At 71.2% G+C, this 16,596-nt stretch carries 14 protein-coding genes and 4 tRNA genes; 9 read left to right on the plus strand and 9 right to left on the minus strand.

Annotated features, from left to right (window positions below; all coding sequences use genetic code 11):
* Window positions 1–155: 155 nt before the first annotated feature.
* Genes AB0917_RS09475 through AB0917_RS09485 form a run of 3 tightly spaced genes read right to left on the minus strand, consistent with a single transcriptional unit; the run spans window position 156 to window position 1,341 of the window.
* Entirely contained in the window at window positions 156–530 is a 375-nt protein-coding gene (locus AB0917_RS09475) for a CrcB family protein (protein WP_366818918.1), read from the minus strand.
* On the minus strand, window positions 527–994 hold the full coding sequence (locus tag AB0917_RS09480; RefSeq protein WP_366818919.1) for a CrcB family protein: 468 nt from the start codon (window positions 992–994) through the stop codon (window positions 527–529). The genes AB0917_RS09475 and AB0917_RS09480 overlap by 4 nt, the downstream gene beginning before the upstream one ends.
* Window positions 991–1,341, minus strand: coding sequence for a metallopeptidase family protein (locus AB0917_RS09485; protein ID WP_366818920.1), 351 nt, complete (start codon window positions 1,339–1,341; stop codon window positions 991–993). Before AB0917_RS09485 ends, AB0917_RS09480 begins: the two co-directional genes overlap by 4 nt.
* A 111-nt stretch (window positions 1,342–1,452) precedes the next feature.
* Between AB0917_RS09485 and AB0917_RS09490 the strand changes: the two genes are divergently transcribed.
* From AB0917_RS09490 to AB0917_RS09505, 4 genes are all read left to right on the plus strand, one after another.
* Complete coding sequence (locus AB0917_RS09490; protein ID WP_366818921.1) at window positions 1,453–3,222, plus strand: metallophosphoesterase; 1,770 nt, start codon at window positions 1,453–1,455, stop codon at window positions 3,220–3,222.
* Between the two features lie 80 nt (window positions 3,223–3,302).
* Window positions 3,303–3,375: transfer RNA gene (locus AB0917_RS09495), tRNA-Glu, on the plus strand.
* 38 nt (window positions 3,376–3,413) lie between these two features.
* Window positions 3,414–3,488, plus strand: a tRNA-Asp gene (locus tag AB0917_RS09500).
* 22 nt (window positions 3,489–3,510) lie between these two features.
* A tRNA-Phe gene (locus AB0917_RS09505) sits at window positions 3,511–3,584 on the plus strand.
* Between the two features lie 42 nt (window positions 3,585–3,626).
* Here the strand turns inward: AB0917_RS09505 and AB0917_RS09510 are convergent.
* From AB0917_RS09510 to AB0917_RS09520, 3 genes are all read right to left on the minus strand, one after another.
* The gene (locus tag AB0917_RS09510) at window positions 3,627–4,493 is read right to left on the minus strand and encodes a cytochrome c biogenesis CcdA family protein (RefSeq protein ID WP_366818922.1); all 867 of its coding nucleotides are present in this window, start codon (window positions 4,491–4,493) and stop codon (window positions 3,627–3,629) included.
* On the minus strand, window positions 4,490–5,443 hold the full coding sequence (locus AB0917_RS09515) for a thioredoxin domain-containing protein (RefSeq protein WP_366818923.1): 954 nt from the start codon (window positions 5,441–5,443) through the stop codon (window positions 4,490–4,492). Before AB0917_RS09515 ends, AB0917_RS09510 begins: the two co-directional genes overlap by 4 nt.
* Before the next feature lie 64 nt (window positions 5,444–5,507).
* Window positions 5,508–6,113, minus strand: coding sequence for a hypothetical protein (locus AB0917_RS09520; protein WP_366818924.1), 606 nt, complete (start codon window positions 6,111–6,113; stop codon window positions 5,508–5,510).
* A gap of 232 nt (window positions 6,114–6,345) precedes the next feature.
* Between AB0917_RS09520 and hrpA the strand changes: the two genes are divergently transcribed.
* The 3 genes from hrpA (at window position 6,346) to AB0917_RS09535 (ending at window position 10,976) form a co-directional block, all read left to right on the plus strand.
* Window positions 6,346–10,278, plus strand: a complete 3,933-nt coding sequence (gene hrpA, locus AB0917_RS09525; RefSeq protein WP_366818926.1) for an ATP-dependent RNA helicase HrpA — start codon at window positions 6,346–6,348, stop codon at window positions 10,276–10,278.
* Between the two features lie 127 nt (window positions 10,279–10,405).
* A tRNA-Asp gene (locus AB0917_RS09530) sits at window positions 10,406–10,480 on the plus strand.
* Between the two features lie 139 nt (window positions 10,481–10,619).
* Window positions 10,620–10,976, plus strand: a complete 357-nt coding sequence (locus AB0917_RS09535; protein WP_366818927.1) for a DUF6274 family protein — start codon at window positions 10,620–10,622, stop codon at window positions 10,974–10,976.
* Window positions 10,977–11,579: 603 nt separating this feature from the next.
* Here the strand turns inward: AB0917_RS09535 and bldC are convergent.
* Both bldC and AB0917_RS09545 read right to left on the minus strand, forming a co-directional pair.
* Window positions 11,580–11,786, minus strand: coding sequence for a developmental transcriptional regulator BldC (gene bldC / locus AB0917_RS09540; RefSeq protein WP_003949541.1), 207 nt, complete (start codon window positions 11,784–11,786; stop codon window positions 11,580–11,582).
* Between the two features lie 798 nt (window positions 11,787–12,584).
* The gene (locus tag AB0917_RS09545; RefSeq protein ID WP_366818928.1) at window positions 12,585–13,448 is read right to left on the minus strand and encodes a hypothetical protein; all 864 of its coding nucleotides are present in this window, start codon (window positions 13,446–13,448) and stop codon (window positions 12,585–12,587) included.
* A gap of 175 nt (window positions 13,449–13,623) precedes the next feature.
* Here AB0917_RS09545 and AB0917_RS09550 point away from each other — a divergent pair, with 175 nt between their 5' ends.
* Together AB0917_RS09550 and AB0917_RS09555 are read left to right on the plus strand one after the other, a co-directional pair.
* A complete protein-coding gene (locus AB0917_RS09550; protein ID WP_366818929.1) occupies window positions 13,624–14,706 on the plus strand; it encodes a Glu/Leu/Phe/Val dehydrogenase dimerization domain-containing protein in 1,083 nt (360 codons plus the stop codon).
* A gap of 281 nt (window positions 14,707–14,987) precedes the next feature.
* Window positions 14,988–15,245 carry a DUF3073 domain-containing protein gene (locus tag AB0917_RS09555; RefSeq protein WP_366818930.1) on the plus strand — a complete coding sequence of 86 codons (258 nt, stop codon included), beginning with the start codon at window positions 14,988–14,990 and terminating at the stop codon, window positions 15,243–15,245.
* Between the two features lie 252 nt (window positions 15,246–15,497).
* Here the strand turns inward: AB0917_RS09555 and purM are convergent, their stop codons facing one another.
* Window positions 15,498–16,571 (minus strand): phosphoribosylformylglycinamidine cyclo-ligase, encoded by a 1,074-nt coding sequence (purM, locus tag AB0917_RS09560; RefSeq protein ID WP_366818932.1) that lies wholly within the window; start codon window positions 16,569–16,571, stop codon window positions 15,498–15,500.
* Window positions 16,572–16,596: the final 25 nt, after the last annotated feature.

The following is a 16,596-nucleotide window of genomic DNA, read 5'->3' on the forward strand; positions in this document are numbered from 1 at the left end:
GGATATGGGGGGAGCCGGGGCGGAGAGAGGTAGCTGGGCGGAGAAGAGGGCGGGGTGAGCCGTACGGCACCGGGCACGCCGTACGCGGTGGCGGTTGCCGTGCCCAACTCCCCGGACCCCGCCGGAGACACGCCCGAAACGCCGACCGCCCCGCCCTACCCCCCGAACCCGCCCGCCAGCTCCGCCCCCAGGAACACCGCCCCCAGCCCCACCAGCAGCGACGCCACCACGTTGGCGGCGGCGAGGAAGGCCCGGCCCGTCTCGGCCAGGCGCAGGGTCTCGTAGGAGAACGTCGAGTACGTCGTCAGCGCCCCGCACAGCCCCGTGGCCAGCAGGGCGTGCACCGGCGCGGAGACCGCGGCCCCGATCAGCACCCCGAGGATCAGGCTGCCCGCCGCGTTGACCGTGAACGTGCCCCACGGGAAGACGTACGCGACACCCCGCCCCGGGTGCGCCCGGACCGCCCGGTCCGTCAGATGGCGCAGGGACGCGCCGACCGCCCCGCCGATCGCCACCAGCAGCCAGTTCACGCGGTCCGCTCCCCGTCCGGCGCGCCCCTGTCCAGCAGCCGCCGCGTGAGCACCGCCCCCGCCCGTACGGCCGCCAGGGCCACCACCACCGTCGCCGCCATGTACGCCACCGCCGTCAGCGGCTCCTGACGCACCAGCAGGCCCGATGCGTCGGCCGCGTACGTCGAGAAGGTCGTGAACCCGCCGAGGACGCCGACGCCCAGGAAGGGCCGGACCAGCGGGTGGGTCACCCGGCCGCGTTCGACGGTCAGCACCATCAGGACGCCGATGAGGGCACAGCCGCTCGCGTTGACCGCGAACACCGTCCACGGGAAGCCGCCGTCTCCGGCCGGGCCCAGCACGAGGGCCCCGTACCGTGCGAGAGCGCCGAGCGCGCCACCGGCCGCGACCGCCCCCAGCACCCGCGCCTGCGACGCGGCGGGCGGTCCGGGCTCCGGCAGCTCGGCCGGTGACTGCTCGCTCACCCGTAACCCAGGGCGTGCAGCCGTTCGTCGTCGATGCCGAAGTGGTGGGCGATCTCGTGGACCACGGTGATCTCCGTCTCGGCCACCACGTCCTCGTGGGACTCGCACATCCGCAGCGTGGGCCCCCGGTAGATGGTGATCCGGTCCGGCAGCACCCCGGCGTACCACTCACCGCGGTCGGTGAGCGGGGTGCCCTCGTAGAGCCCGAGCAGATCGGGGTCGTCGGCCTCCGGTTCGTCCTCGACGAAGACCGCCACGTTGTCCATCAGCCGCATCAGCTCCGGCGGAATCCGGTCAAGTGCCTGGCTCACCAGCTCTTCGAACTGTTCCCGCGTCATCTCCAGCACCCCGCCATTGTCACGTACCGGGTCCCGCCGCGGGCAGATGGCGGGCGCTCCTGATCCACTCCGCGGCCGACGTCCCGCATGGGTGTGGCCGTACCGGGGCATACGCGTCCAATGGTCCGCGTCCCGTTCCGTGCCGCAGCCGACCGCGTCCGGCACCGCCTCACCCAGCTCGCTCGCCGTAAGTCCCCCGGCACCGCCGAGACTCCCCCGGCCGCCGCACCCTCCACCCGCCCCGGCCCCCGCAAGGGCACCGGCGCCCGCACGGGCTCCAGCACCCGCACAGGCCCCGGACCCCGGAAGCGCCCCGGCTCCCGGAAGCGCCCCGGCCCGCACTCCGCCCCCGGCGACCTGACGAACACCGCGCCGAAGCCCTACGTCCGCGCCCTCGGCATGCTCGCCGTCGTCATGTTCGGGGCCTGGCTCGGGCTGCTCGCCGTGGGGTCCATCCGTACGCCGGTCGGCCCCATGGACACCAACATGACCCTGCGCCCGTCCCTCACCGGCGGCAGCAAGATCAACGTGTCCCCGCTCGGCGCGCTGGAGCTGGACTCGCACAGCGCCCCGCTCCGCCTCGACGTGGACGTGGACCGCCTCGACCCCGTGCGCTCCCAGGCCCTGGTGGACCAGCCGGAACGGTTCTCCGGCCTCCAGGACGAGGTCACCCGGGACGTCGCCGCCGGCACCCGGGAGCTGGCCGTGCGCTCCTGCGTCGCCGTGATCTCCGGGGCGACCGCGCTCGGCCTCGTCGTCTACCGCCGCCCGCGCCGCGCCCTGGCCGCCGGCGGGCTCGCCCTGACCGTGCTGGCCGCCTCGGGCGTCAGCGCGTACGCCACCTGGAACCCGAAGTCCGTCCTGGAGCCCAAGTTCTCCGGGCTGCTCTCCAGCGCCCCGTCCCTGGTCGGCGACGCCCGCTCGATCGTCACCGAGTTCGACATCTACCAGCAGGAGCTGGCCCGCCTGGTCACCAACGTCACCCGGCTGTACGACGCCACCTCCACGCTCCCCGTCTACCAGCCGGACCCCGGGACCATCCGCGCGCTGCACGTCTCCGACATCCACCTGAACCCGGCGGCCTGGCACATCATCGCCTCGCTCGTCGAGCAGTACGAGATCGACGTGATCATCGACTCAGGCGACACGATGGACCACGGCTCGGCCCCGGAGAACGGTTTCCTCGACCCCATCCGCGACCTCGGGGCGCCCTACGTCTGGGTGCGCGGCAACCACGACTCCAAGGTCACGCAGGCGTACCTGGAGAAGTTCAGGAACGTACGCGTCCTGGACAACGGCAGGGCCGTGAACGTGGCCGGGCTGCGGATCGCCGGCACCGGGGACGCCCAGTTCACCCCGGACCGCTCCAAGCCGGTCGGCGGCAAGGCGGCCGCCGAGCTGGAGGGGATGCGCCTGGCGTCGGCCCTCCGCGACCAGGAACAGGCCGGCACCCCGGTCGACATCGCGGTCGCCCACGACCCGGACACCGCCCGGCAGACGGACGGCACGGTTCCGCTGGTCCTCGCGGGCCACTTCCACAAGCGGATCAACGAACAGCTCAAGGGCGGTACGCGGCTCAAGGTCGAGGGCTCCACGGGCGGCGGCGGGCTGCGCGCGGTGCAGAACGACAAGCCGGAGAAGGTGCGCGCCTCGGTGCTCTACCTGGACCGCTCGACCCGCCGCCTCCAGGCCTGGGACGAGATCACGCTCGGCGGTCTCGGGCTGACGACGGCCGAGGTCAGCCGCCACCTCCCGGAGGAGAACCTGGAGCAGGACGCCCCCTCGCCCCCGGCCTCCCCCGGCGCTTCCCCGAGCACCTCCCCCGGCTCCTCGTCCTCGTCCACACCCTCCCCGACGCGCTCCCCGGCACGGCCGACGCCCTCGCCGTAAACCGTTTTGGCGATAGCTCCACCCATCCCATATGCTTCTCACGTCCCCGACGCGCTGCAAAGCGAACCGGCGGGCCAATAGCCCTCATCGTCTAGTGGCCCAGGACGCCGCCCTTTCAAGGCGGTAGCACGGGTTCGAATCCCGTTGGGGGCACGTTTCACCGTGTGCGAGACTTGTTTCGCACATTGCTTGGTCCTGTGGAGCAGTTTGGAGTGCTCGCCACCCTGTCAAGGTGGAGGCCGCGGGTTCAAATCCCGTCAGGACCGCTTGCAGCCCCAGCGGCTGCGTGGCTGGGTAGCTCAGTTGGTACGAGCGATCGCCTGAAAAGCGATAGGTCGCCGGTTCGATCCCGGCCCCAGCCACCTCTCGAAGGCCCCGTCCACTGGACGGGGCCTTCGCCGTTCTCACACCTTCTCGGTCTCCTTCTCCGCCGTCTCCTCCTGCGGCCGGCCCGCGCGTCGCCGCCAGGCCCGTACGCCCAGGGCCAGCAGCACCACCAGCACCACGGCCCCCAGCAGCACCGCGTCCGACACCCGCTCGCCCAGCTTCTGCGCCCACTGCTCGACCGCGAACGAGGCGTCGACCCCGAGGAGGCCGGGGAGCGCGGTCGTTCCGTCGTACGCGAGGAAGAGCGCCCCCAGGCCGACGAAGAACAGCCCCGAGAGCAGCGATGTGGTGTGCAGTTGGAAGCGGCCGAGCCGGACGGCCCTGCCGCGCAGCCAGCTACGGCGGCCGAGGTCGAAGCGCTCCCAGAGCAGGGCGAGCACGAAGAGCGGTACGGCCATCCCGAGCGCGTAGACCGCCAGCAGCAGCCCGCCGTAGACCGGGCTGCCGCTGACCGCCGCCACGGTGAGGACGCTGCCGAGGATCGGGCCCGCGCAGAAGCCGGCGAGGCCGTAGACCGCGCCCAGGGCGTAGACGGAGAACGCCGTGGTGGGGCGGATGCGGCCGCTGAGCGCGGCGATGCGCCGGGAGGCGAAGCCGAGGCCGACGATCTGCGCGACGCCGAGCGCGATGATCAGCCAGCCCGCGCCGGTGACCAGGGCGTCGCGGTGGCCGTAGAAGAGCCGGCCCGCGTACGAACCGGCGGCGCCGAGCGGGACGAGGGTGGTGGCGAGCCCGGCGTAGAAGATGCCGGTACGGGCCAGCAGGCGCGAGGTGGAGTCGATGGAGTACGCGAAGAAGGCCGGGAGCAGCAGCGCGCTGCACGGGCTGACCAGGGCGAGCAGTCCGCCGAGGAAGGCCGCGAAGTAGCCGATGTCCGCCGTCACTTGTCCGAGCCCCCGGAGGCGCCCGGGGCGGAGTTCCCGGAGGCGCCCTGGTCGGAGTTCCCGGAGACCCCCTGGCCGGAGCCCCTGGGGACGCCCTGGCCTGCGTCCCCGGAGGCGCCCGGCCCCGCCGTGGTCTTCGCGCGCTCGGCGGCGGCCTCGATGGCCCGGGTGAACGTCTCCTTGGGCTGGGCCCCCGCGAGCGGGCGGCCGTTGATCAGGAACGACGGGGTGGACGTGGCGCCGATCCCGTACGCCTGCTCCTGGTCCTTCGCGACGGCGGCGCGGGCTGCCTCGCCGTCCAGGTCCTTCATGAACCGGGCCAGGTCCTCGACTCCGGCCTCCTGCGCGAGGGCCTTGACCTGGTCCTTGCCGAACCCCTTCTCCTTCGCCCCCTCGGCGTAGGCGGCCGCGTGGAACTCCCAGAAGCGGTCCTGCTGCCCGGCGGCCCACGACGCGCGGGCGGCGTTCTCGGACTCCTCGCCGAAGATCGGGAAGTTGCGCCACTCGATGCGCAGGGTGCCGTCCTCCACGTACTCCTTGATCAGTTCGGGCTCGGTGTCCCGGGCGAACTTGCCGCAGTAGCCGCACTTGAAGTCGGCGTACTCGATCAGCACGACGGGGGCGTCCGCGCGGCCGACCGCCAGCTTGTCGTCGGCGTCGCGGCGGGCCAGCTTCGCCAGCTCGGGGTAGACGCCGGCCTGCGGGTCCGCGGAGACCTCGGCGGCCGGGGCGCCGGTGGAGGTGTCCCGGGAGGAGCCGTCGGGGGCGGTGGCCCGGTAGGAGGCGAAGCCGAGGAGGCCCGCGGCGACGACGACGGCGGCGCCGTAGACGAGGGGCTTCTTCGATCCGGACGCGGACTTCTTGGGCAGGGCCTTGCTGGACTGGGGCTTGCTGGACTGGTCCTTGTTGGACCGGGCCTTGCTGGGCGTGGACTTCTTGGGCGTGGGCATGCGGCGCTCCGTGCTGGTGGTGCGGAAGAAGGGGTGAAGGTGCGGGCCGGGCGGGCAGCCCGGCCTACACCCGCAGCACGGAGAGCTCGACGGGGGTCGGTGTGGCGGGGACCGGGGCCCGGACCCGTATCCCCGGCGGCGGCTCGGCCGGCAGGGCGCCCGTCGCGGCGGGCAGCCCCCACGCGGCGAGGCCGGGGGCCTGGTCGTACGCGGCGCGGGCCCGGGTCGGGACGGCGGGCTCGCCGTCGTGGTCGCCGGGCTGCCCGCAGCCGGGGACGGCAGGGATGCCCGCGCCGAAGGCCTCCACGACGGCGACCGGGCCGGCGACCGGAGCCACGTCCGGGGCGGCAGCCGGAGTCATGCCCGGGGCGGCGACCGGAGCCATGGCCGGGGCGGCGGCCGGGGTCACGGCGGGGGTGGCGACCGGAGTCACGGCCGGAGCAGCAACCAAGCCGGCGACCGGGCCGGCAGCCGGGCCGGCCGCCGAGGTCACGTCCGGGCCGGCAGCACGAGTCACGCCCGGGGCCGCGACCGAGGTCACCGGCGCGGAGACCCCGGGAACGGGCTCCAGAGCCATGGCCGTCCCCCGCGCCCCCGCCACCGGCCCGCACAGCAGCCCCATGACTACCGCGAGCAGCGCCGTCAGGCAGCACCACTGCGTACGGGACACGGGACCGGGCCTTTCTCACGAGGGTGCGAGGACACGAGGCACACACGAGGGCACATGGGCGCGGGAGCACATGGGCGCAAGGGGTGAGCGTTCGACTGCCCGAAATGGTACGTGCCGTGACCGCGCCCGCCACCTGGGTCACCGCCCGCCGTGCCCCGCCCTCACCGCGTGACACAGTCCGCGCGAAATGAGGTCGCCACTCCTCGGGCCCGGGTGAGATCCTGGGATCCGTATGTCTACTTCCTTTGCCGATCTCCAGTCCCAGCTCGGACAGCTCTCGCTCCGTGACGCGAACCGGCTCGGCCGGCGCCTCGAAGGAGCGCGCCGCATCCGCAAGCCCGAGGCCCGCCAGTCCGTGCTGGACGAGATCGCGGCCGAGGCGGGCAAGGCGGCCGAACGGCTCGCGGCGCGCGCGGCCCGGCTGCCGGCCCTGTCGTATCCGGAAGAGCTTCCGGTCAGCCAGAAGAAGGACGAGATCCTGGAGGCGATACGCGACCACCAGGTCGTGATCGTCGCCGGTGAGACCGGGTCCGGGAAGACCACGCAGATCCCCAAGATCTGTATGGAGCTGGGGCGCGGCGTCCGGGGCATGATCGGGCACACCCAGCCCCGCCGGATCGCCGCCCGTACGGTGGCGGAGCGGGTCGCGGACGAGCTGAAGACGCCGCTGGGCGAGACCGTCGGCTGGAAGGTCCGCTTCACCGACCAGGTGAACCCGGAGTCGACGTATCTGAAGCTGATGACGGACGGCATCCTGCTCGCCGAGATCCAGACGGACCGCGAGCTGCTGGCGTACGACACGATCATCATCGACGAGGCCCACGAGCGGTCCCTCAACATCGACTTCCTGCTCGGCTATCTGGCCCGGCTGCTGCCCAGGCGCCCGGACCTGAAGGTCGTCATCACCTCGGCGACCATCGACCCGGAGCGGTTCGCGCGCCACTTCGGCGAGGCGCCGATCGTGGAGGTCAGCGGGCGTACGTACCCGGTCGAGGTGCGGTATCGCCCCCTCCTGGAAGAGGACAGCGAGGACTCCGACCGCGACCAGATCACCGCGATCTGCGACGCCGTCGACGAGCTGGGCCACGAGGCCCCCGGTGACGTGCTGGTCTTCCTCTCCGGCGAGCGCGAGATCCGGGACACGGCGGACGCGCTGAACAAGCGCAACCTCAGACATACCGAGGTGCTCCCCCTCTACGCGCGCCTGTCGCACGCCGAGCAGCACCGCGTCTTCCAGCGCCATACGGGACGCCGCATCGTCCTCGCGACGAACGTCGCCGAGACCTCGCTGACCGTTCCCGGCATCAAGTACGTGATCGACCCCGGCAACGCCCGTATCTCCCGCTACAGCCACCGCACCAAGGTCCAGCGGCTGCCCATCGAGCGGATCTCGCAGGCCAGCGCCAACCAGCGCAAGGGCCGCTGCGGCCGTACGTCGGACGGCATCTGCATCCGGCTCTACTCGGAGGACGACTTCGTCACCCGGCCGGAGTTCACCGACCCGGAGATCCTGCGGACCAACCTGGCCTCCGTCATCCTCCAGATGACCGCCGCCGGGCTCGGCGACATCGAGAAGTTCCCCTTCATCGACCCGCCGGACCACCGCAACATCCGCGACGGCGTGCAGCTCCTCCAGGAGCTGGGGGCGCTCGATCCGGGCGAGAAGGATCCGAAGAAGCGCCTGACGCCGCTGGGCCGCAAGCTCTCCCAGCTGCCCGTCGACCCGCGCCTGGCCCGCATGGTCATCGAGGCCGACAAGAACGGCTGCGCCCGCGAGGTCATGGTCATCGCCGCCGCGCTCTCCATCCAGGACCCGCGTGAGCGGCCCTCGGAGAAGCAGACGCAGGCCGACCAGAACCACGCCCGGTTCAAGGACGAGACGTCCGACTTCCTGGCGTACCTGAACCTGTGGGCCTACATCCGCGAGCAGCAGAAGGAGCGTGGCTCGTCCTCGTTCCGCCGGATGTGCAAGCAGGAGTACCTGAACTTCCTGCGCATCCGCGAATGGCAGGACATCTACGCGCAGCTGCGTACGGTGGCCAAGCAGATGGGCATCGCCGTCGAGGAGCCCAAGGCCGAGGCGTCCATCCCCGAGCAGGCGGTGCACACCTCGCTGCTGGCCGGGCTGCTGTCGCACATCGGGCTGAAGGACACCGAGAAGAACGAGTACCTGGGCGCCCGCAGCGCCAAGTTCGCGATCTTCCCCGGCTCGGCGCTCTTCAAGAAGCAGCCGCGGTTCGTGATGTCGGCGGAGCTGGTGGAGACCTCCCGCCTCTGGGCGCGGGTCAACGCCAGGGTCGAGCCCGAGTGGATCGAGCCGCTGGCCCAGCACCTGCTGAAGCGCACCTACAGCGAGCCGCACTGGGAGAAGGACCAGGCCGCGGTGATGGCGTACGAGCGGGTCACGCTCTACGGGGTGCCGATCATCGCCCAGCGCAAGATCAATTTCGGCCGTATCGACCAGGAGGCCTCGCGGGATCTGTTCATCCGCAACGCCCTGGTCGAGGGCGACTGGCGCACCCATCACCAGTTCTTCCACGACAACCGCAAACTCCTCGGCGAGGTCGAGGAGTTGGAGCACCGCGCCCGGCGCCGCGACATCCTCGTGGACGACGAGACGCTCTTCGACTTCTACGACCAGCGCATTCCGGAGCACATCGTCTCCGGGGCGCACTTCGACTCGTGGTGGAAGCACAAGAAGCGCGAGGAGCCCGACGCGCTCGACTTCGAGCGCTCCATGCTGATCAACGAGAAGGCCGGGGCCGTCACCAAGGACGACTACCCGGACTCCTGGCGGCAGGGGAAGCTCAAGTTCAAGGTGACGTACCAGTTCGAGCCCGGCGCGGACGCGGACGGCGTGACCGTCCACGTCCCGCTCCAGGTCCTCAACCAGGTCACCTCCGAGGGCTTCGACTGGCAGATCCCGGGGCTGCGCGAGGAGGTCGTCACCGAGCTGATCCGCTCGCTGCCGAAGCCGATCCGCCGGCACTACGTCCCCGCGCCGAACTACGCCGACAAGTTCCTGGACCGGGCGGTCCCGCTCCAGGAGCCGCTGCCGCAGACCCTGGCGCGGGAGCTCCAGCGGATGGTCGGCGTGCCGGTCACGGCCGACGACTTCGACCTCTCCCGCGTCCCGGACCACCTGAAGATCACGTTCCGGATCGTCGACGAGCGGCGCCGCAAGGTCGCCGAGGACAAGGACCTGGAGGCGCTCAAGCTCCAGCTGCGCCCGAAGGCCCGCCAGGCGCTCTCCAAGGCGGCCGCGGCCACCGCAGGACCCTCCGGCGAGTCCATCGAGCGCTCGGGCCTCACCGACTGGACGATCGGCACGCTGAACAAGGTCTTCGAGACCCGGCGGGCCGGGCAGCCGGTGAAGGCGTACCCGGCCCTGGTCGACCAGGGCGACACCGTCGCCGTACGCCTCTTCGACACCGAGGCCGAGCAGCAGCAGGCCATGTGGCGCGGTACCCGGAAGCTGATCCTGCTGAACATCCCGGTCAACCCGGCGAAGTTCGCCTCGGACCGGCTCACCAACCAGCAGAAGCTCGCCCTCTCCCGCAATCCGCACGGCTCGGTCCAGGCCCTCTTCGAGGACTGCGCCACCGCCGCCGCCGACCGGCTGATCGCCGCGCACGGCGGCCCGGCGTGGGACGAGAAGGCGTTCCGGACGCTGTACGACAAGGTGCGCGCCGACCTGGTGGACCTCACCGTCCGCACGATCGACCAGGTGCAGCAGATCCTCGCCGCGTGGCAGGCCTGCGAGCGCCGGCTGAAGTCGACCAACAGCCTGACGCTGGTCGCCAACGTCGCCGACGTACGGGAGCAGCTGGCCCGTCTCGTACCGCCCGGTTTCGTTACGGCGACCGGGCTGCGCCGGCTGCCCGACCTGATGCGGTACCTGGTCGCGGCCGACCGGCGGCTCCAGCAGATGCCGACGGCCGTGCAGCGGGACACCACGCGGATGGCGAAGGTCCACGAGATGCAGGACGAGTACGCGTGGCTGCTCGAACAGCTCCCGCAGGGACGGCCCGTGCCCCAGGAGGTGCTGGACATCCGCTGGATGGTCGAGGAGCTGCGCGTCAGCTACTTCGCGCACGCGCTGGGCACCGCGTTCCCCGTCTCGGACAAGCGGATCGTGAAGGCGATCGACGCCGCCGCGCCCTGATCCGGGGCCGGTTCAGGGGCTGGTGAGGTGGTGACGGTGTCACCACCAGGAGTGAAGTCGACCTGGACCTCCCACCTCCTGTACAGTCTGGTTTCGCAGCAAGCCGCGAGGCAAGCGGCGAAAACCTGGTCCTGTGGAGCAGTTTGGAGTGCTCGCCACCCTGTCAAGGTGGAGGCCGCGGGTTCAAATCCCGTCAGGACCGCAGTGACGAAAGCCCGGATCGTTTCGATCCGGGCTTTCGTGTGTCTTGACGGCGCCTTCCGCCGCGGGTAACCCGTAGGGACGAGGCTGCCCCTGTTCCGTCGGCGAGGGGCGGCCGGGTCCACCGGGAGGTGGCTCGCATGTCCGCGTCCACAGCACGACACGAGACCCGCGCACTGCTCCGTGCCCATCTGGCGGCCGCTTACGGCTACGGGCACCTCACCCGCCACTGCCCGGTCTGCCACCGGCTGCTGCGCCTGGCCATGGAGCCGGGGGAAGGCGACCGGCAGACACAGGGGCCCAGGGAGTCCTCAGGGGCTCTGAGAGGCCCCGTGGAGCCCGGAGCGGCTCCGCAGACCCCGCGGTCCCCGCAGCCCCCACAGAAGCCGAACGAGCCGTACGAGCCGCAGGAAGGAGCGAGAGCGGGGACCGGGACGGGGACGAAAGGCCCTACGCCCGGTGACCATCGGCCGGATGCTTCCGCGTCCGGACAGTGACAGGCTCTGAGTTGGCAAGCGTCAGGGAGTGTGACGGGTGTCACCGAAAGAGTTTTCAGACCGGGGTACTTTACGCCTGTCCTACAACTGGCGAATTTAATATATGCAATTGCACCGGCCCGACCGTTCGGCCGGGCCGTTCCGTCCGGGGCTGTCCCACCGCGTCCGGGACGCTCACCCACACTCCCGCCCAGACCCGCCCACAGACCCACGAACGCCGCCGGGACGGACGGCGGGGCGGTCCGCCGGGCGGGGGCGCGGAAGGCGCAGAAGCCGACCGACCACCCGGTTATCGGTCATCCGTTCCAGGGCCCTTGAGGGGTGTGGGAACGGCTTACGGGGGCACGAGACGCCTCGGCGGGACGATGCCGACCCAGGGGCTCGGACAGGGACCACCCGAGGAGTTCAGGGCGTAAAAAAGATCGCGCTGGACCCGGCGGAGTCCAGCGCGATCGAAAACGACGCACCCGTACACAGGTATGACGCCCGTTGGGGCAGGCGTCCGTCGAGTGGAGCTATGTATGGGCGGCCTGGGGTTGGGGGACCTGGCGGCCGGCCCGGTTGTGATGCTGTGCTGCTGTTGAGCTGCGCGGCAGGGGTGTGTCAGGCCTCGCTGCGCTGCTGCGGAATACCCGCAAGCAGTGCGCGGACCTCTGCCTCGCGGTACCGGCGGTGTCCACCGAGCGTGCGGATGGACGTGAGCTTGCCAGCCTTGGCCCAACGGGTGACCGTCTTCGGGTCCACGCGGAACATCGTGGCAACCTCAGCCGGGGTCAGCAGCGGCTCGGCATCAGGGGTGCGAGCGGTCATGAGCGGCCTCCTCGGGAGAACCGAACCTTCTCGGTTCTTTCCTCTAAATTCTGCACCTTGACCCGCGTTGCCCGAAATGGCGGACGCGGGCCGAGTCGGTTATAGGACGAACGGCTTGTCCTCGGCACTACAACTACACCATCCGTCCAGCCGCGTCGGCCAAACCGATGGAATTGCCCTCCCAGGTGTTCATCAGCGACGGAAGCCGATGGACCATGCCATAGCGGACAGTCACACCACCGTGACGATCAGTCACAGAGCGATCAGGAGTCCTCAGACCCCCCATAGCGTGCAATGCTGAGCATTCCGCCCTTACTTGGACGGAAGGAGCCCTCCCCGGACTCCTTGTCCTATTTTGGCATGAGGAGTAGGGAAGGGCGCAAGGGCCCCGTTAGTGCTATCCATCACGCTTGAGGCAAAGGCCCGGTTCGGGACGTAGGTCCTGGGCCGGAAGGCGTACTCTCCCGCCCCACCCACCACACGTGCCACACGGGACGCAGGTTCACGGCCCGTCAGTTCCCCTTCACCGCCTCAGCCCAGGCGCTCCGGCCGGCTCCCTCGCCGGGCTCTCGCTCCTCCTCCTTCCCGCCCGCTCGTCTTCCGGTCCGTCCTGGATGAAGGATGCCCCGGTTCCATCCCGTTGATGCCGCTGTGGGTCTTTTCACGTCAATTGGTGAGCGGGACGGCCGGCGGGCCGGTCGGTCGGTGAGCGGGGCGGCCGGTGGGCGCCGATCGGCTGCCGTACGGGGTGGTCGGCGGGCGCCGATCAGCTGCCGTACGGGGCGGTCGGCGGGCCGGTCAGTTGGTGAACTGGCGGTCCCGTACCGCCCGCCAGCGCTCCGCGAGCCGCGCGTACGCCTCCCCGGCGCCCTCGCCGTCACCCATGCCCAGCGCCGCCAGCCCCTCCGCCACATCCGCCGCCGACCGGTCCCCGGCGAGCTGCTCGGCGGAGAGCGCGTGCACCAGGCCTCCGTAGTCCAGCTCCACGAGCGAGCGCGGATGGAACTCCTCCAGCCAGCGCCCCACATCCACGAGCCCCTCGGTGAGCGGGCCCTCGGCGACGTTCTCGCGCAGCGTCCGCAGCCCCCGGGCCAGCCGGCGCCGGGCCTCCACCATCGGCGTCCGGTAGCGCAGCACCGGCTCCCCGCCCTCGCCGTCCGCCGCCGCGTACTCCCGCTCCTCGTCCCGGAAGAGGACGAACCACCGCACCGGGACCTGCCACACCGTCGTACGGATCCACGGCCGCGCGTCCGGGTTCCGGCGCCGCCAGCGCTCGCGGTCCGCCCGCGCCTGCCCCCGCACCACCTCGGGCAGCAGGGCGTCCAGCACGTTGGCCGGAAACATTCCCCCCTGTTCCCCGGGCCCCTCCAGCTCCTCCAGCGCGAGCCACCCCCGCAGCCGGGTCCGCCACGGGCAGACGCACACCACCCCGTCCAGCTCCGCCACGAACGCGTCGCCGCTCTCGTGCACGGGCACCCCGACCGGTGGCGTAGGCACCAAGTCGGCCAGGGAGCGGCGCAGTTCGTCCTGGGCGGTGGGCAGCACCGGGCGCTGGGCGTACCGGGCCCAGTGGCTGCGCTCGGGCTCCGCGAAGGCGGCGAGCGGCTCGTACACCCGGAGGTAGGACGTGTAAGGGACGAGCACTGAAGACACCACCGACATGCAGCGCATCGTGCCACGCGCCCGCACCCCCTTGGGGTGATCCTCGGCACGGGGGGCGATCCGCGCCGCCGGAGGACTTACGCTCTTGCCCATCGGACCGGCCGTGCCGGTCGGTCCGGGGCCCTCCCCACCCCTAGGAGGGCCTCCGCCGCTTCGTTGTTTGGGAGTCACCACAGTGACCGATGTGACTGACGGCGTCCTGCACACCCTGTTCCACTCGGATCAGGGGGGCCACGAGCAAGTCGTGATCTGCCAGGACCGTGCCACCGGCCTCAAGGCCGTCATCGCCCTCCACTCCACCGCCCTGGGCCCGGCCCTCGGCGGCACCCGCTTCTACCCGTACGCGAACGAGGCCGAGGCCGTCGCCGACGCGCTGAACCTCTCGCGCGGGATGTCGTACAAGAACGCCCTGGCCGGGCTCGACCACGGTGGCGGCAAGGCCGTCATCATCGGCGACCCGGCGAAGATCAAGACGGACGAACTCCTCCTGGCCTACGGCCGGTTCGTCGCCTCCCTCGGCGGCCGTTACGTCACCGCCTGCGACGTCGGCACCTACGTCGCCGACATGGACGTCGTCGCCCGGGAGTGCCGCTGGACCACCGGCCGCTCCCCCGAGAACGGCGGCGCGGGCGACTCCTCCGTCCTCACCGCCTTCGGCGTCTTCCAGGGCATGCGGGCCTCGGCCCAGCACCTGTGGGGCGACCCGACGCTGCGCGGCCGCAAGGTCGGCGTCGCCGGGGTCGGCAAGGTGGGCCACCACCTCGTCGAGCACCTGCTCTCCGACGGGGCCGAGGTCGTGATCACCGACGTCCGCGAGGAGTCGGTGCGCCGGATCACCGATCTGCACCCCGAGGTCACCGTGGTCGCGGACACCGACGCGCTGATCCGCACCGAGGGCCTGGACGTCTACGCGCCCTGCGCGCTCGGCGGCGCCCTGAACGACGAGACCGTGCCGGTGCTCACGGCCAAGGTGGTGTGCGGCGCGGCCAACAACCAGCTGGCCCACCCGGGCGTCGAGAAGGACCTGGCCGACCGGTCGGTTCTCTACGCACCCGACTACGTGGTCAACGCCGGCGGCGTGATCCAGGTCGCCGACGAGCTGCACGGGTTCGACTTCGACCGGTGCAAGGCGAAGGCGACGAAGATCTTCGACACCACGCTGGAAATATTCGCACGTGCGAAGAAGGACGGGATTCCGCCCGCCGCGGCGGCCGACCGGATCGCCGAGCAGCGGATGGCCGAGGCGCGCGGTCACTGACGCGCACACGCACGACCCGCAGGCCGGCAGGAGACAAGACTCACGCCGGTCGGCGGGTCGTGCGCCCGAATGAGGTTAAAATCGCAGTTGACCAGCGGGGACGGAGCTCCCCACTGGACCTGCCTCACGGCGCAAGACACGGGCGGCGTACCGTATGGCCACGGAAGCAGGTACCGTTGAAGCTCTACGGGCGCGGTCTCTCTGTCGAGAGTCCGTCCCGAAACATGAACGCGTGTCAAGACTCTGGGGCCGTCGAGCCCCGTCACCGAGGGGGTCGAGCCATGGGGCGCGGCCGGGCAAAGGCCAAGCAGACCAAGGTCGCCCGCCAGCTGAAGTACAGCACCGGCGGGACGGACCTGTCGCGTCTGGCCAATGAGCTGGGCGCATCGCCTTCGAGTCAGCCACCGAACGCCGAGCCGTTCGAGGGTGACGACGAGGAGGATGACCCGTACGCACAGTACGCGGATCGCTACAACAAGGATGATGACGAGGATCAGGACGACCAGTCCGGTCCGTCGTCACAGCGCCGCGGCGCTTGACCTCGCGCTGACACATCAACCCGGTCCGGGCCTGCCCCGGGCCGGGTTCTGTGTGTCCCGATCCGGTCCGGTCCGGGGCGGGCCGACCTGGCCTGGCCCAGTCCGATCCAGTCCGGCCCGGTCCGATCCAGTCCGGCCCGGTCCGATCCAGTCTGGTCCGGTGCAACCCGGTCCAGGGCGGGCTTCTCCGTGGTGCGCGGGCGGGCCGCCGGAACAGGTCGGCCGGCCCGCCCGCGCACGACGGCGTACGGTCTAGCGCGCGTAGCTGCCGGTCAGCGCGGCGCCCGTGGTGTGGTCACCGCGGTCGGTGATCTCACCGGCGACCCAGGAGTCGACCCCGCGGTCGGACAGGGTCGTCAGCGCGGCGTCCACCGACTCCGCCGGGACGATCGCGATCATGCCGACGCCCATGTTCAGCGTCTTCTCCAGCTCCAGCCGCTCCACGTTCCCGGCCTTGCCGACCAGGTCGAAGACCGCGCCGGGCGTCCACGTGGAGCGGTCCACCGTGGCGTGCAGCCCCTCCGGGACGACCCGGGCCAGGTTGTTCGCCAGACCGCCTCCGGTGACGTGGCTGAAGCCGTGCACCTCGGTCGTACGGGTGAGCGCCAGGCAGTCCAGCGAGTAGATCCGGGTGGGCTCCAGGAGCTCCTCGCCGAGCGTCCGGCCGAACTCCTCGACCTCGCGGTCCAGCGCCCAGCCGGCCCGGTCGAAGACCACGTGGCGGACGAGCGAGTACCCGTTCGAGTGAAGACCGGAGGACGCCATCGCGATGACGGCGTCACCCTTGCGGATACGGTCCGGGCCGAGCAGCAGGTCGGCCTCGACCACGCCCGTACCGGCACCGGCGACGTCGAAGTCGTCCGGGCCGAGCAGACCCGGGTGCTCGGCGGTCTCGCCGCCGACCAGGGCGCAGCCCGCGAGGACACAGCCTTCGGCGATGCCCTTCACGATCGCCGCGACACGCTCGGGGTGCACCTTGCCGACACAGATGTAGTCGGTCATGAACAGCGGCTCGGCACCGCAGACGACGAGGTCGTCCACGACCATGCCGACGAGGTCGTGGCCGATGGTGTCGTACACGCCCATCTGACGCGCCAGGTCCACCTTGGTCCCGACACCGTCGGTGGCGGAGGCGAGCAGCGGACGCTCGTAACGCTTGAGCGCGGAGGCGTCGAAGAGGCCGGCGAAGCCGCCGAGCCCGCCGAGGCCCGCGACCTCGGGGCGCTGGGTCTTCTTCACCCACTCCTTCATCAGCTCGACAGCACGGTCACCGGCTTCGATGTCGACGCCGGCCGCTGCGTAGGAGGCACCTGTTGTCTCAGACATGGCCTGGGATCTTTCGTGTGGAGAT

Source organism: Streptomyces sp. NPDC007346 (genome assembly GCF_040703535.1).
GTDB lineage: Bacteria > Actinomycetota > Actinomycetes > Streptomycetales > Streptomycetaceae > Streptomyces.

Bases quoted from the DNA above. Each gene is read 5' to 3' on its own strand.
- AB0917_RS09515 (WP_366818923.1), bottom strand. From the start codon at position 5,443: ATGCCCACGCCCAAGAAGTCCACGCCCAGCAAGGCCCGGTCCAACAAG.
- AB0917_RS09535 (WP_366818927.1), top strand. From the start codon at position 10,620: ATGTCCGCGTCCACAGCACGACACGAGACCCGCGCACTGCTCCGTGCC.
- AB0917_RS09490 (WP_366818921.1), top strand. From the start codon at position 1,453: ATGGTCCGCGTCCCGTTCCGTGCCGCAGCCGACCGCGTCCGGCACCGC.
- bldC (WP_003949541.1), bottom strand. From the start codon at position 11,786: ATGACCGCTCGCACCCCTGATGCCGAGCCGCTGCTGACCCCGGCTGAG.
- AB0917_RS09545 (WP_366818928.1), bottom strand. From the start codon at position 13,448: ATGTCGGTGGTGTCTTCAGTGCTCGTCCCTTACACGTCCTACCTCCGG.
- AB0917_RS09555 (WP_366818930.1), top strand. From the start codon at position 14,988: ATGGGGCGCGGCCGGGCAAAGGCCAAGCAGACCAAGGTCGCCCGCCAG.
- purM (WP_366818932.1), bottom strand. From the start codon at position 16,571: ATGTCTGAGACAACAGGTGCCTCCTACGCAGCGGCCGGCGTCGACATC.
- hrpA (WP_366818926.1), top strand. From the start codon at position 6,346: ATGTCTACTTCCTTTGCCGATCTCCAGTCCCAGCTCGGACAGCTCTCG.